The 14,333-nt window shown below is 60.8% G+C and carries 14 protein-coding genes; 11 read left to right on the forward strand and 3 right to left on the reverse strand.

Annotation, left to right across the window (positions count from 1 at the left end):
• Positions 1-67: 67 nt before the first annotated feature.
• The 3 genes from glp to glpR all read left to right on the forward strand — a co-directional run bounded on the left by glp (position 68) and on the right by glpR (position 3,499).
• Positions 68-1,360, forward strand: coding sequence for a molybdotransferase-like divisome protein Glp (gene glp / locus HMPREF2781_RS11440; RefSeq protein WP_070646125.1), 1,293 nt, complete (start codon positions 68-70; stop codon positions 1,358-1,360).
• A gap of 18 nt (positions 1,361-1,378) precedes the next feature.
• Complete coding sequence (locus HMPREF2781_RS11445; protein WP_070447220.1) at positions 1,379-2,095, forward strand: GNAT family N-acetyltransferase; 717 nt, start codon at positions 1,379-1,381, stop codon at positions 2,093-2,095.
• Between the two features lie 171 nt (positions 2,096-2,266).
• A complete protein-coding gene (glpR, locus tag HMPREF2781_RS11450; RefSeq protein WP_371441047.1) occupies positions 2,267-3,499 on the forward strand; it encodes a divisome protein SepX/GlpR in 1,233 nt (410 codons plus the stop codon).
• 40 nt (positions 3,500-3,539) lie between these two features.
• On the opposite strand, the gene HMPREF2781_RS11455 is transcribed toward glpR, so the two are convergent.
• Both HMPREF2781_RS11455 and HMPREF2781_RS11460 read right to left on the reverse strand, forming a co-directional pair.
• Positions 3,540-4,157: a DNA-3-methyladenine glycosylase I gene (locus tag HMPREF2781_RS11455; protein WP_083276489.1), complete on the reverse strand. Its 618-nt coding sequence runs from the start codon at positions 4,155-4,157 to the stop codon at positions 3,540-3,542.
• 24 nt (positions 4,158-4,181) lie between these two features.
• On the reverse strand, positions 4,182-4,685 hold the full coding sequence (locus HMPREF2781_RS11460) for a methylated-DNA--[protein]-cysteine S-methyltransferase (RefSeq protein ID WP_070646131.1): 504 nt from the start codon (positions 4,683-4,685) through the stop codon (positions 4,182-4,184).
• Between the two features lie 54 nt (positions 4,686-4,739).
• Here HMPREF2781_RS11460 and HMPREF2781_RS11465 point away from each other — a divergent pair, with 54 nt between their 5' ends.
• Both HMPREF2781_RS11465 and HMPREF2781_RS11470 read left to right on the forward strand, forming a co-directional pair.
• The gene (locus HMPREF2781_RS11465) at positions 4,740-5,153 is read left to right on the forward strand and encodes a DoxX family protein (RefSeq protein WP_070646135.1); all 414 of its coding nucleotides are present in this window, start codon (positions 4,740-4,742) and stop codon (positions 5,151-5,153) included.
• Positions 5,140-5,829: a zf-HC2 domain-containing protein gene (locus HMPREF2781_RS11470; protein ID WP_070646138.1), complete on the forward strand. Its 690-nt coding sequence runs from the start codon at positions 5,140-5,142 to the stop codon at positions 5,827-5,829. The genes HMPREF2781_RS11465 and HMPREF2781_RS11470 overlap by 14 nt, the downstream gene beginning before the upstream one ends.
• Here the strand turns inward: HMPREF2781_RS11470 and HMPREF2781_RS11475 are convergent.
• A complete protein-coding gene (locus tag HMPREF2781_RS11475) occupies positions 5,826-7,439 on the reverse strand; it encodes a dolichyl-phosphate-mannose--protein mannosyltransferase (protein WP_070447210.1) in 1,614 nt (537 codons plus the stop codon). The genes HMPREF2781_RS11470 and HMPREF2781_RS11475 overlap by 4 nt on opposite strands.
• Positions 7,440-7,477: 38 nt before the next feature.
• On the opposite strand from HMPREF2781_RS11475, the gene rsmI reads away from it, so the two are divergent.
• The 6 genes from rsmI (at position 7,478) to HMPREF2781_RS11505 (ending at position 14,260) form a co-directional block, all read left to right on the forward strand.
• Positions 7,478-8,326, forward strand: coding sequence for a 16S rRNA (cytidine(1402)-2'-O)-methyltransferase (gene rsmI / locus HMPREF2781_RS11480; protein WP_070447208.1), 849 nt, complete (start codon positions 7,478-7,480; stop codon positions 8,324-8,326).
• A 305-nt stretch (positions 8,327-8,631) separates the two neighbouring features.
• Positions 8,632-10,476, forward strand: coding sequence for a BCCT family transporter (locus HMPREF2781_RS11485; protein ID WP_070646141.1), 1,845 nt, complete (start codon positions 8,632-8,634; stop codon positions 10,474-10,476).
• Between the two features lie 75 nt (positions 10,477-10,551).
• Positions 10,552-12,384, forward strand: coding sequence for a methionine--tRNA ligase (metG, locus tag HMPREF2781_RS11490; RefSeq protein WP_070646144.1), 1,833 nt, complete (start codon positions 10,552-10,554; stop codon positions 12,382-12,384).
• Positions 12,385-12,388: 4 nt separating this feature from the next.
• Positions 12,389-13,582: an MFS transporter gene (locus tag HMPREF2781_RS11495; protein ID WP_070646147.1), complete on the forward strand. Its 1,194-nt coding sequence runs from the start codon at positions 12,389-12,391 to the stop codon at positions 13,580-13,582.
• Positions 13,583-13,683: 101 nt separating this feature from the next.
• Entirely contained in the window at positions 13,684-13,965 is a 282-nt protein-coding gene (locus tag HMPREF2781_RS11500; RefSeq protein WP_070565735.1) for a type II toxin-antitoxin system RelE/ParE family toxin, read from the forward strand.
• 34 nt (positions 13,966-13,999) lie between these two features.
• Positions 14,000-14,260, forward strand: a complete 261-nt coding sequence (locus tag HMPREF2781_RS11505) for a HigA family addiction module antitoxin (protein ID WP_070447199.1) — start codon at positions 14,000-14,002, stop codon at positions 14,258-14,260.
• Positions 14,261-14,333 lie beyond the last annotated feature (73 nt).

Raw genomic sequence — 14,333 nt, forward strand, 5'->3', positions numbered from 1 at the left:
TAAGCTCTACTCCAGTAACTTCCATCCCTTTAGGCCCCACATACCCCAGAGTAAAGGCAGGCGGTACATGCGTTCGGTCGATGACCAGATGGCGTTCATTCTTGATGCAGCGATGACACCTGAACCGGTACGCATCGCCATCGCGAATGCCCTAGGTCTCAAGTGTGCGGAGGAGGTGCAGGCAAACCAGCCGCTTCCGGGCTTTCCGCAAGCAGCCATTGATGGCTACGCCGTGCGTGCCGTAGACGTCGGGGGAGAAAAAGCCCTCAAAGCGCGCTCGCGCCACGACTCCGAGGACGCGGATGCTCCCGTCACGGAGACGGAGGTTGAACGTTCTCTGCCTGTAGTGGGGGAGGTTCCCGCAGGTTCGCGCCAGCCTCTGCGTTTGCAGCCCAAGCAAGCGGTGCGCGTCTACACGGGTGCGCCGTTGCCGACGCTTGCCGACGCCGTCCTTCCCCTCGAATGGACGGACCGCGGCCGTAAGCGCGTGACCTCCCACCGCCCGGTACGCTCGGGTGACTTCGTGCGCCGCGTGGGCGATGACATTCAGCCCGGGGATGTTGCCGTGTCTTCCGGAACCATCCTGGGCCCAGCGCAGATTGGCTTGCTCGCGGCTGTGGGGCGCTCAAAGGTCTTGGCGTATCCGCGTCCACGCGTGACCATCGTGTCCTATGGCAAGGAGCTTGTCGACGTCGACCGCGAACCCGGCCTGGGTCAAGTCTTCGACGTGAACTCTTATTCGCTTGCAGCGGCCGCGAAGGAAGCCGGAGCGGATGTGCATCGCGTCGGCATTGCGGCCGGTGAGCCGCGCCGCGTGCGCGAGGCCTTGGAAACCTACCTGGCGCGCAGCGAGGTACTGGTGATCTCCGGCGCCGTGGGCGGTGCGGGTTCGGAAGAAATCCGCGAGGTCCTCGATGAGTTGGGAGACGTGGATACCTCACGCGTAGCCATGCACCCAGGCTCGGTCCAGGGCTTCGGGTTGTTGGGTGAGGAGCGCATCCCGACCTTCCTGTTGCCCTCGAACCCGGTATCCGCGCTGGTGATCTTCGAGGTCTTTGTGCGCCCGCTGATCCGGCTCTCCCTGGGCAAGCGCAGCGGCCAACGCCGCATGGTGCGCGCACGCGTGCTTAATCACATGGAATCCCGCCCGGGGCGCCGCGGCTATATTCGTGCCCGGCTCATGCGAGATGCAGACACCTCCGACTACCTGGTGGAAGGGCTGGGCGGCGCGGCTGGCGCGCCGGCGCATTTGCTGGCTGGACTATCGGAGGCCAACGCGATGATCCGCATCCCGGAGGAAGTTACAGAGATTCGCCCCGGGGACGTGGTGGACGTCCTGTTCCTGACCCAACGCAGCTAGCTGGTCACCGCCGACATCATGCTTGATCCTTTCGGTACCGCCGCGGGGCGCTTTTCCACCCCAGCCAGCGGTGAGGCAAACCCCGACCATCCGGGGTGGCCAGAAGCTACGCCTGCGGTCCGATTGCGAGAATCTCGTGTCTTCCCGCGCGGCGCGACAGTGCGCCTGCGCCCCCTGCTGCGCCGGGACGGTGAGTCTTGGCGGTGGCAGCGCATCGAGGATAGGGATTTTCTTAAACCGGTGGAGCCGACTCTGCCGACGTCATGGGATGCGGCACATTCGCAGTCGGCATGGTGGAATCACTTGATGTTTCTGCGTGATTCGGCTCGCGCCGGAACGGTGGTGCCGCTCGTCATTGATGTCGACGGGCAGTTCCGGGGTCAGTTGACCTTAGGCAATATCCAGCACGGAGGGGTCAGCGAGTGCTGGATTGGCTATTGGGTTCATTCCGCGGTACACGGCGCGGGGGTGGCTACTGCCGCCTGCGCTCTCGGAGTGGACCATGCCTTTTACCGTGTGGGGCTGCATCGTGTGACGGCCACCTATCTGCCGGAGAATCCTGCTTCCGGCAAGGTACTGCACAGCAACGGGTTTCGGGATGAGGGCTTCCTGCGCCGGAACCTGCATATCGACGGTGCGTGGAGGGATCACCACTTCTTGGCACTGAACCGTGAGGATTTTGCGTCCGGGGCGGTCGAGCGCTTGCGCGCGACGGGCCGCCTCAGCGGTGCTTAGCCAATGCTGAACCGGTCGATATTTTGGTCAACTACCTCTGCTTTCACTTAAGTAACAACCTTGTAATTTATGGGCTCGTTGATGCCCACAGGCCAGGGCTGGGCGGCTAGAGTAGGGGCCTAGTTATATTCCCTTTTTCGTCGACCCCTGAAAGTGGGACACAGCCGCATGATGACTGCCGTGCCGATCATTCTCGTAATCGTGTTGTGGCTCTTCATCCTCGCCCCGTTGCTTTTGCGTTCGCAACGCCCGATGAGCCATACAGGTGAGGCCTTTGAAGAGACCCGCGTGCTCTTCGAAGGCGATTCCGGCTCCGTGCCGGGCCGCCGTAAGCCGCGCTTGGGTAAGAAAGATATCCGCATGAGTTCCCAGGCAGAGGCGCAGGCTGGTGCTGAGGAGGCAGACTACGAGCTGGTCGAGGCCGAAGGAGTCAGCGAGGATTCTCAATCCGGCCGTGTTGAGACCGCTGCGACTGATGCTGCCGCGCAGCCAGATGTCGCCGACACGATTGACGGCGAAGTTGTTGAGGCTGAAGATGCGGAAGAGGATTTCGAGCTAGCAGCGGAACCTGAGCATGATGCCGAAAAAGAGCACGACCTCGATAATGACATCGAGAGCGTTGAATCGAACGCTGCCGAGGTTTTCACGGTTCCAGCCAACGCTAGTGTCGCAGAGGATGCCTACGGCTTGGATGACTCCTATACCTCTCCGGTCGATTTGATGTACCCGGGAGCTATTGACTCTCTGGGCCAGACGCCGGAGGACTCTAACGCCGAGGAAACAGACGGCGCTGATGATGCTCCGGAGCCGGAAGAGACCACAGCGGTTGACGGCGAGCGCATTGATGTCGCAGAAACGAACTCTGCGGACGCTGAAACCAATGGCAGCGATACCGAGCTCTCCGCGGAAGAGCTTGCCTTTGCGCAGCGCCGTCTTGGCCGCGGCGGCTGGGATCCTGTGAAGGAGAAGGAGGCTTCGGCCACGCGGTACCAGCGCCGCCAGCGCACGCTCATTGGCCTAGCCGTGGCAGTGGTCGCAACGGTTTGCCTGGGCATCGTCGTGGGCGGTTGGACGTGGTGGTTGGCGGGCATCGCTGGTGTTGCGACCGCGGTCTACCTGGTGGCGCTGCGCGCCCAAGTACGCCGCGAGCAGGAGCTACTTCGTCGTCGCGTCTACCACCTGCGCCGTGCGCGCCTGGGTGTGCGCAACGCGGAGAATCCTGCTGAGTCGCTGCCACCGAACCTGCGCCGCCCGGGCGCCCTCATCTTGGAAATCGATGATGAAAGCCCGGACTTTGATTACCTTCCGGTGTACTCGGAGGATGATTCCGACGGTGGTTTCGACGGCCCCCATCCTTCCCCGCGCCAGCGGCGTGATGATCTCGCGGCACGGCGAGTCGGTTAAGTGGCACGCGAGTGTGTCTTGTGCCTAAGCGCGCTGAGCGCTAGGCCGACCACACTCCCGAGCTCCCGCGGCGATGTGAGCCCAGAAGGTGGGCATCCACCATCCCGATGGCCGTCATGAGGGAAAAGCAGGTCACTGGGCCGACGAACTTGAACCCGGCCTTCTTCAAAGCCTTGGACATGTCCAAGGCTTCTTTTGTGTATTTCGGGATATCTTCTTCGCTTTCCGGCGCGATGGTTTCTTCAGGCAAGAAGCTCCATATGAATTCGTCCAACCCGCCCTGCTCGCGCAAGGCCACCGTGGCTCGCGCGTTAGCGAGCACCGCGTTGATTTTGAGACGGTTGCGAATAATTCCTGGATTGTTCATCAAACGCTCGACTTCCTCCTCACCAAAGCTGGCCAGAAGGTCCGCATCAAACCCCACGAAAGCAGCGCGGAAAGCATCACGCTTGCGCAGTACTAGCTCCCAGCTCAGCCCTGCCTGGAAGCCTTCCAGACAGAGGCGTTCCAGCAGCGCGGATTCTTCGTGGACAGGCATGCCCCATTCAGTGTCGTAATACTCCTTGAGCAGTGGGGAAGTCATTGCCCACGCGGGGCGGCCAAGCCCTGCCGCGTCATAAACAAGTCTCGTATCATTTGCCATTTGTGTACTAGTCATGCCTTTTTAGACTGTAATACTTACTCATTGGTTCCCCGCTTCGTGCTCCAGCAGTAGCCGCTTTGCGGCAACGCCCCCGCGGTAAGACCCCAAGCCGCCGCTTGCTGGTACGACGCGGTGGCAGGGCACCACGATAGGCAGAGGGTTGCTGGCGCAGGCGCTGCCTGCGGCGCGGGCAGCTTGGGCGCTCCCAGCCGCGGAGGCAAGGCGTGAATAGGTCCAGCGCTCACCGAAGGGAATATCACGAAGCGCGCGTTGTGCTCGGGCGCGGAAGGTGTCAGGAGATGCAGGGACGTCGAGTAGCAGCTCGAAGTCTCGCCGCGTGCCGGCGAAGTATTCGGTGATCTGTTGGGTGGCCGCGACGAGAACCTTAACGCTCGACCAGGCGCTATCTGAGCGATCGGTGAGGCGCCGCTGGCCGTTGAGATTTGGGGCCTCGTCAGGGAAATACACCTGCGATAAGCCTCGCGCGGACCCTACGAGGGTGAGGCGGCCGAGGGGAGTGTCCAGTGAAGTCCACAAGTGCATGCTGGGAGGGAGTCCTTTCGGAGAGAGGTGGCCATCCAGGGTAGTCTATGAACCATGAATAGACCCGCCGTACGCGATGCCGCGCTCCTGATCTTCCGCGCGGTACTGGGAGTCATCTTCGTGGCGCACGGTGTAGACAAGATGTTTTTTAGCGGAATGGATGAAATAACCGGGCAGTTTTCCGCACTTGGTGTCCCGCAGCCGCATACTTCCGCGTACTTGGCTGCCTTCGCAGAAATGCTGGGAGGCGTGGCGCTGGTCGTAGGCCTGCTCACCACCTTTGTGGCGGGGGCTTTGGCTCTCCTCATGGCCTGTGCTTTGTATTTTGTGCACATGGGCAATGGCCTTTTTGCAGCCCATGGTGGCGTCGAGTATCCGCTGGTTCTCATCGTGTCGCTGCTCATGATTGTCGTTTTTGGCTCTGGCCGGGCCAGCGTGGATGGGGTGCTGAGCCGTGCTGACGCATGAGCAGGTGCAGGCGGCCATTTCCGCACAGCTGGACGGGGAAGCCCCGCAGCTCTCACCGGATGTTATTGAAGCGCACGTATCGGGATGCCCCGAGTGCGCGGCTTTCCGGGATAAGGCGGCAGCCCTAACACATTCCTTGAGCCTCGTGGAACCGGCAGGCGTTCCGCCGCACGATTTGTCTGAGGTGATCCTCGCCGGCGTGGAGCCGGAATGGCAGCGCGCTTCCAGCACGCGGCAGGCGTCGCTGACGTTGGCGCGAGTATCCCTCGGAGTGTTGTCCCTGGCGTTTTTGGTGTGGGCGGTCGTGGTCGTTGTTAGTGCCTCAGGTTTGACCACCTTATCGAGCGAAGGAACCCTCGCGGAAGGGGCTGACCCAGGGCGCGCGCACCTGCTGATGGAGGCTGCGGCGCTGCGTTTCGGCCTTGCAAGTGGCTTGGCTTTTGCGGCATGGCGCCCCGCTTCGGCACCTGGATTGTTGCCGGTAGCGTGCACGATGTTCGCATTCCTGTGCGGTTTTACCATGCGCGATTTTGCCCTGGGCAGCGTCGCCGCGGGGCAGGTTTATATCCTCATCGGCACGGGCTTGGCCACCGCCAGCTTGGGCTGGGCCTGGGCGGCGGACCGGGGATTCCTGCTGCGGGATATTTACCGGACGTTGTCCGCTAGCCCGCGTTAGGACCAGGATGGCAGCCACATCATGGAGCTGTACCACGAATCCGGTATGAGGTATCCATAAAGAATCGGGGAGAAGTAGGCGAACATCGCCACCACGAGCGCGGCGTAACACACCGTGAGGAAGGTACCCAAGGGCATCGCGGTACCAAAGAGTCCTGTGAGCCAGCGCCACTGCACAACACGGCCGCGCCCAATCATTTGTCCCAAGGCCAGAGATATCAGCACGATGACAAATGGGATGAACGCCGTGGCGTAAAAGAAATACATTTGACGGTCGAAAACGGCCAGCCAGGGCAGGAATCCCGCCGCGGCACCCACGAGCGGGATGAGGAAGGCGCGGTTGCGGCGAACGAGCAGGGACCACAGGCCCCACAGCACAGCTGGGATGACCAGCCACCAGATGGCGGGAGTGCCAAAGAGATACAGCATCTTGCGGCAGGAGTTGCCGTCCCCGCAGGAGATGTCCGTGGCGGAGTAGTAGAGGATAGGGCGTGCAGCCACCAACCAAGCCCACGGCTTGGAATCCCAGGGGTGGCTGTGCCCACCGGAGGTTGTCAAAGAGGCATGAAACTCCAACACGGAAGAGTGGTAGTAAAACCAGCCGGCGAGTGGCTCGGGGAGATGGAGCAACCAAGAGCCCTCTTCAATAGTGCCGTCTACTTTGGCGTGGCGGTAAACAGCGGTTTCATCAGCGAACCACGCACGCCAAGACCAGGTGTACAGTGCCACAGGAACCGCGACGATCGAGGCGAGGGCCGCTGGCGTATCGCGTACCAGCGTGCCCACGATGTAGCGGCGCACGCCGTAGAGGCGGCGCAGCGCGAGGTCCGAGAAAACGCTCATCAGACCGAAGAACATGATGTAGTACAGGCCGGACCACTTGACCGACAACGTCAGCCCCAGGAAAACGCCGGCCGTAAAACGCCACCACCGGAACCCAAAACGGGGCCCGAAGTCGGAGTCACCCATGGTCCCCGACACGAAGGCGGCGTGGAGGCGCTCACGCATCTGCTGGTGATCCCGCGCCAAAGCCCACGCGGCGGCAACCACAAAGAAGACTTGGAAGATGTCGAGCATTCCGAATTTGGAGGCTACGAGCAGTACGCCATCGCACACGGCGAGCAGGCCAGCCAGGAATCCCACCTGCCACGAACCAGACAAGCGGCGAGCCAGCGCCATGGTGAGCATTACTGTGCCCACTCCGAAAAGCGCGGCCATGGCCCGCCATCCCAGTGGGGTATAGCCGAAAAGCGCTTCTGATATCGCGATGATCTGCTTGGCCAGCGGCGGATGCACAACCAAGCCGTAGCCCGGGTTAGATTCAATACCGCCGAGGAAGAGGTTGTGCCAGCTGGTGACCATGTCCCAGGCCTGCGGAACGTAGTGCTTTTCGTCGAAGACGGGTGTGCCTTCAGAAACCGGAGCAGCCAGACCAATGAATCGTGTGAGAAAAGCCAAGACACCAATGATCGCAGTGCTGATCGAGTCGGCCCGGGTCCAGGTGTAGGGCCGAGGGGCAGGCGGTGCCGGCCGGGTATGGGCGCCACGCGTGGCGGAGGGGCGCGTGCGCTTGCGGCGGCCAGATCGATCTGTAGGGGTTGCGGTACTCACCCGGAAGAGTCTAGCTTGCATGTGCAATGCTGGGGAGTATGAGTCTTCAGCTTGAACCCCTGCCCCGCGGTGTCATCCTCGCCGCCACCCCGCTGGGAAATCCCGGTGATGCTTCCGCCCGTCTCATGCACGCTTTGGGCCACGCAGATGTGATTGCCGCGGAGGATACTCGCCGTGTCCGCAACTTGGCCCAGGCGTTAGGAGTAGAAATCCGCGGCAAGGTGGTCTCCAACTTCGACCACAACGAGGAGGAGCGCTCACGCACGTTGGTCGCCGCTGCCCAGACGGGAACCGTACTTGTCGTGTCGGATGCCGGCATGCCGGTAGTTTCTGATCCGGGGCACTCCATCGTGACCGCCGCCGTGGAGGCGGGCGTGCCCGTGACGTGTTTCCCCGGGCCCTCTGCGGTGCCGACTGCCCTCGCCCTGTCGGGCTTAGGGGTAGGCCACTTTCTCTTCGATGCTTTCCCGCCGCGCAAGCCCGGCCCGCGTAAGGCGTGGCTCGAGTCCTTGGTGGGGGAGCAGCGCGCTATTGCTTTCTTCGAGTCCCCACACCGTTTGGCGCAGACGCTTGGCGACGCCTCAGAGATCCTCGGCGCCGACCGTCGCGCTGCAGTGTGCCGCGAGCTGACGAAGACATATGAGGAGATTAAGCGTGGTTGCTTGGGCGAGCTTGCCGAATGGGCGCAAGAGAATGCGCGGGGTGAGATCACCGTAGTGATCGAGGGCGGTGATGCCGCACCCGTGTCGTTGGAGACCCTCGTGGAGCAGGTTCGCGCAGAGGTTGAACGCGGCGTGCGGGCCAAGGATGCCTGCAAGCAAGCCGCCGCGGGAACGGCGTGGTCCAATCGTGAGCTTTATGATGCCTACCTTGCGGCCCGTGGCTGAGCTGCACGAATAAGAACAAGTGATGGCCGTCTCTTTCGCGGGAATCGTTATGGCATCGTTATGTCGCCCGGCGTGGCCGCGGCATGCGTGGTAGGGGTGTCATATCTCCGAAATGCCTTCGAACAAGCTGGCAAGCTGCACAGTTGCGGTACAGAACCGGCAGTTGCAGTGGAATAACGGTCGCGTAAAGAAGCTCGTGACAGATGCTTGAGGAACGCTATATGCCCGAAATGCATGTGGCGAATAGTCTTTTTGTTTCTGATTTAGTTTGACTAGTTGATGAGACAGCACCAAGGTCGGTAGTTATGACAGACTCGACCAATTCAGACAATGTGAAGGACACGGGGGTGTCTTCGGCTGCCTCCCAAGAACAGAGCTCGCCGGCGGCGGTGGAGGAATACCGCACTGTCGACGAGCGCCTCGAGGCATCCTCAGCCACGAGCCAGCTCCAGGATATGCTCACCAACAAGGCGTTCGATCCTGCGGCTGCAGCTACCCCAGTAGAAGAACAAGAAGAAACCGACGAGTTTGGGCCCGGCGGTATCGATTCACCGATTGACTGGACCATTGTGGGGTTCGCCGGTCTGCTCATCGCTGCCATCGTGGCATGGGGCTTGGCAGCGCCGGAGAGCTTTGCTTCCTTCTCTGGTAACGCGCTGAGCTTTGTTGTGAATAACTTTGGATGGGCCTATGTGCTCTTCGGGACCATCTTCGTTATTTTTGTTATTTGCATTGCTGCTTCTAAGTTCGGCACCATTCGCTTGGGCAAGATCAACGAAGAGCCGGAATTCTCCACGGTCTCTTGGATTGCGATGATGTTCGCGGCCGGCATGGGCATCGGCTTGATGTTCTACGGCGCATCCGAGCCACTTAATTACTTTAAGAACGGTGTCCCAGGCCATAGCGAGCACGAGGTAGGAACTTCGATGGCCACGGCCATGTTCCACTGGACCCTGCACCCGTGGGCTGTATATGCCATCGTGGGTCTCGCCATTGCCTATTCCACCTTCCGTATCGGCCGTAAGCAGCTGTTAAGTCAAGCCTTCGTGCCACTGATCGGTCAGCGCGCGGCCGATGGCTTCGTTGGCAAGATCATTGATATCTTGGCCATCTTTGCCACAGTCTTCGGTACCGCATGTTCACTGGGACTGGGCGCTATGCAGATTCAGGCCGGGTTGGAAGCCTCCGGAATCATTGAGAACCCGACTCAGAAGGTCGTCATCGGCATCGTTCTCGTTTTGACCTTGGCCTTCCTTCTATCTGCCATGTCCGGCGTGGGTAAGGGCATTCAGTACCTGTCCAACACCAACATGGTTCTGGCGGCTCTGCTGGCCATTTTCGTGTTCATTTTTGGCCCCACGGTGTCGATCCTGAACCAGATTCCGGGTTCCATTGGTAACTATCTGGCGAACTTCACTGAGATGATCGCTCGTACCGCCGAGTCTGACAACGGAACTGCTGGTGAGTGGCTGTCGACGTGGACCATCTTCTACTGGGCTTGGTGGGTTTCCTGGTCGCCGTTCGTGGGTATGTTCCTCGCCCGCATTTCCCGTGGTCGTTCCGTCCGCGAGTTCTGCGTTGGCGTGCTTCTCGTCCCGGCTGGTGTCTCCACTGTGTGGTTTGCCATCTTCGGTGGTACCGCTATTCACATGGAGCAGAAGGGCAACTCTATCTCCGGTGAATCTGCCGAGCAGGAGCTGTTCAACCTTTTGCAGAACCTGCCTGGTGGTTTCATTGCAGGCATCGTTGCCGCTCTGCTGCTGGCTACGTTCTTTATTACGTCGGCCGACTCGGCGTCGACAGTCATGGGCTCGATGTCCCAGTCCGGTGCAACCACCGCTAAGCCGTGGCTATCCGCAGCGTGGGGTGTGCTCACTGCAGCCGTCGGCCTGACCCTGCTGCTGTCGAGCGAGGATTCCCTATCGAACCTGCAGAACGTCACCATCGTGGCAGCACTGCCATTCCTCTTTATCCTCGTTGGACTCATGTTCGCTATTTTCAAGGACTTGAGTAACGACGTGATTTACCGCGAGTACCGCGAGTCCCAGGCCTTCCAGCGCAAGCTGGCGCGTGAGCGTCGCCTGCACCGCGAGTTCCAGCGCGAACAGGCCTTCAAGGCCCGCCGCCGCCAGCACAGCAACAAGAGCTAGTTCTGGCGCGAGCATTTCTCTGATACACCCCCTCACTGCATTGCCGGTGAGGGGGTGTTCGATAGAGTAGAGGCCATGACTGAGACAGTTGTCGTTAATGTTGCTTGGCCCTATGCCAACGGACCCCGCCACATCGGACACGTGGCGGGTTTCGGCGTTCCTTCCGACGTGTTCGCCCGCTTCCAGCGAATGCGTGGCAACGACGTCCTCATGGTTTCCGGTACCGACGAGCACGGCACCCCGCTGCTCGTGCAAGCGGATAAGGAAGGCGTGACGGTTCGTGAACTGGCGGATCGCTACAACCGTCAGATTGTCACTGATCTGGCTGGGCTCGGCCTGTCTTATGATCTCTTTACCCGCACCACCACCCGCAACCACTACGCCGTGGTGCAGGAGCTGTTCAAGGGGCTGTACGAGAACGGCTACATGCTTAAGGAGACCACCCAAGGCGCTATTTCGCCGTCCACGGGCCGTACCTTGCCCGACCGTTATATCGAGGGCACCTGCCCGCTGTGTGGCGCCGAAGGCGCGCGCGGTGACCAGTGCGATAACTGCGGCAACCAGCTCGATCCGGTAGATCTCATCAACCCGGTGTCCAAGATCAACGGTGAAACCCCAGAGTTCATCGATACCGAGCATTTCCTGCTGGACCTGCCTGCGGTCAAGGACGTCCTCGAAGAGTGGCTGAAGACCCGTGAGGATTGGCGCCCGAACGTCCTCAAGTTCTCCCTTAACCTGCTGGAGGATATGCGCCCGCGCACCATGACCCGCGATATCGACTGGGGTATTCCCATCCCGGTGGAAGGCTGGGAGGACAACGGCGCGAAGAAGCTCTATGTGTGGTTCGACGCGGTGATTGGTTACCTGTCTTCTTCCATCGAGTGGGCCCACCGTACCGGTAACCCGGAGGCCTGGAAGGACTACTGGCAGAACCCGCAGGCGCGTCACTACTACTTCCAGGGCAAGGACAACATCACCTTCCACTCCCAAATCTGGCCAGCGGAACTCTTGGGTTACGCGGGCAAGGGCTCCAAGGGCGGTGAGCTGCACACCTATGGTGAGCTCAACCTGCCGACGGAGATTGTGTCTTCGGAATACCTGACCATGTCTGGTTCTAAGTTCTCCTCCTCCAAGGGCGTCGTTATCTACGTCAAGGACTTCCTGGAGGAGTTCGGCCCGGATGCGCTGCGCTACTTCATTGCCGTGGCTGGCCCGGAAAACAACGACACCGACTTCACCTGGGATGAGTTCGTGCGCCGCATCAACAACGAGCTTGCGAACGGCTGGGGCAACCTGGTCAACCGCACGGTGTCGATGGCCCACAAGAACTTCGGCGAGGTCCCGGCTCCTGCGGCGCTGGAGCCGGCAGACAAGGACATACTGGCGCTGGCGGAGGAGACCTTCACCACCGCCGCGGAATTCCTCGAGCAGTCCAAGTTCAAGCAGGCCATGACCGCCATCATGCACGTCGTCGGCGAGGCCAATGCCTACGTTGCTGCGATGGAGCCGTGGAAGCTGGCCAAGGATGAGACTCAGCGGGAGCGTCTGGCCACCGTGTTGTGGACCGCACTGCAGGTGGTCTCCGACTGCAACGTGATGCTGACTCCGTTCCTACCCTTCACCGCACAGAAAGTGCACGAGACCCTGGGGCGTGAGGGCGTCTGGGCCGCACAGCCGCGCATTGAGGACGTGGTCGATGATATGCCGGTCGAGCTCGTTGGCGTAGACCTCCCGCCGGAGAACCATCCCTACCCGATCATCACCGGTGACTACTCGGCGCAGCAGGCTGCGTGGAAGCGTGTCGACATTACTCCGGGTACTGCGCTGCAGAAGCCGAAGCCGTTGGTGGCTAAGCTCGATCCGGAGCTCGGTGAGACCGGCCCAGAGTGGGCCCCGGTTCAGAAGTAAAGGCGTGGGCTCGGCGTTTCGGCGCTCCCTGGCGCCCGTCCTACTCTTTGTCGTTGTCTGTCTGACCGCGCTAAACCTGCGTTCGGGCATTGCCTCCGTGGCACCGGTGCTGGGGCAGATCCAGGACTTCTTCGGGATTAGCTCCGGCCAGGCGGGTTTGCTTACCGCACTTCCGGGGCTGTGCTTCGCGGCCATGGGTTTGGCAGCGGTTCCCCTCGCGCGCCGCGTGGGGCTAAGCCGTACCTTGGCCGGCGGCACGCTGGCCTTGGTCGTGGGGCTTGGCCTGCGTCCATGGGTAAGTAGCTTTTCGCTTTTCGTAGCGCTTACCCTATGCGTTGTTGCCGGCATCGCGCTGGCAAATGTGCTGCTTCCCGCATGGATCAAGCAGCATGGGTCGGGCCGCACGCTGGTGGCGCTGATGACCACCTACACGACGATGTTGGGCGTTTCCAGCGCCTTCGGCCCGCTGTCCGCGGTGACACAAAAATCGTGGCAAGGTGCGTTGTGGATCTGGTGTCTTCCCGCCATTGCCCAGTTAGTGGCTTGGATAGTGGTCCTTCCGCAGGCTGGAAGGGACGTCGCCCACGGAACGGTTGATGGCGCGGGCGCGCAACGTCCCATGTTCACCTCGCCCACAGCGGTGGCCATGCTCTTTTTCTTTGGATTGCAGTCCACCATGGCCTATGTCCAGATGGGCTGGCTACCGCGCATGCTGGTGGAAAAAGGCGTGGGTGAGAACACCGCCAGTGTGGCACTTGCCGTCATCGGTGTCTTCAACATTGCCGGCGGCGTTGTCATGCCGTGGCTCATTTCTCGCTTGGACCGCCTCACACCCGTACCTATTGTGCTGGCGCTATGCACATGCGCTGGGTGGGGTGGGGTTCTCGTGGCTGCGGACGCCGCCCCGCTGGCCTGGGCCAGCCTCATGGGGATCGGCGGCATGTGTTTCCCGCTGGCGCTGGCGCTGCTCACCGCCCGCACGCGGAGCGCGCTGACGACCGCGCGGTTGTCCGGCTTCGTTCAGCCGGGCGGCTACATCCTAGCGGGCCTGGTACCGCTGTCCGTGGGAGTGGTGCGCGGGGCCACCGGCGATTGGACCGCTGTGCTTATTGGACTCATGGTGCTCAGCTTGTGCATGCTAGTCGCGGGCCTGCGTGCGACGACGCATGTCTACATCGACGACGAGCTCGCCGCCTAGCCGGTTCTCGACAGTTGGGGTAGCTTTTGTGTTACAACGTTAGATAGAGTTAACGTCTCGCGTTATTGACGTGTTGCGTTATAGGGGGGTATGGTGCGTTTATGATTCAGTCGTTCGCGGATAGGGCCACTGAGCGTCTATGGAATCGAGAGAGGGTGCTCTCGATTGATTCACGTATTCACTCGGTAGCTCTTCGCAAGCTGAGGCAATTGGGCTACGTTCAGAGGCTCGATGAGCTTCGGATTCCTCCAGGAAATAGGCTCGAAGCTTTGAAGGGCGATCGGCGGGGTCAATATAGTATTCGTATCAATGACCAATGGCGGATCTGCTTCCGGTGGACCGCTTTAGGGCCAGAGGAGGTTGAGATCGTTGACTACCACTAACAAGCTCCCCCCGGTGCACCCAGGTGAAATCCTTATGGAGGACTTTCTCAAGGGCATGGGGATTACCCAACACAAACTCGCTGTTTCGATAGGGGTCCCGCCTCGACGTATTAACGAAATCGTCCACGGAAAGCGGGCTATTACCGCCGATACGGCTCTTCGCCTTGCCAAGTACTTTGGAATGTCCCCACAATTTTGGCTCGGGCTGCAGACTCACTACGACTTGGATGTCGCAGAAGACAAAATTCTTGCTGAGTTGGACGATATTGTGCCGCTTCAGGCAGCGTCGGCTTAACACGTTTGCCGTCTGTGACCGCGTAGCGCAGGATAAGTTGTTTAAGCCGAAGTCGCCGTTGTTGCCAAAGTTT

Source organism: Corynebacterium sp. HMSC062A03 (genome assembly GCF_001811145.1).
In the GTDB taxonomy this organism is placed as follows: domain Bacteria; phylum Actinomycetota; class Actinomycetes; order Mycobacteriales; family Mycobacteriaceae; genus Corynebacterium; species Corynebacterium aurimucosum.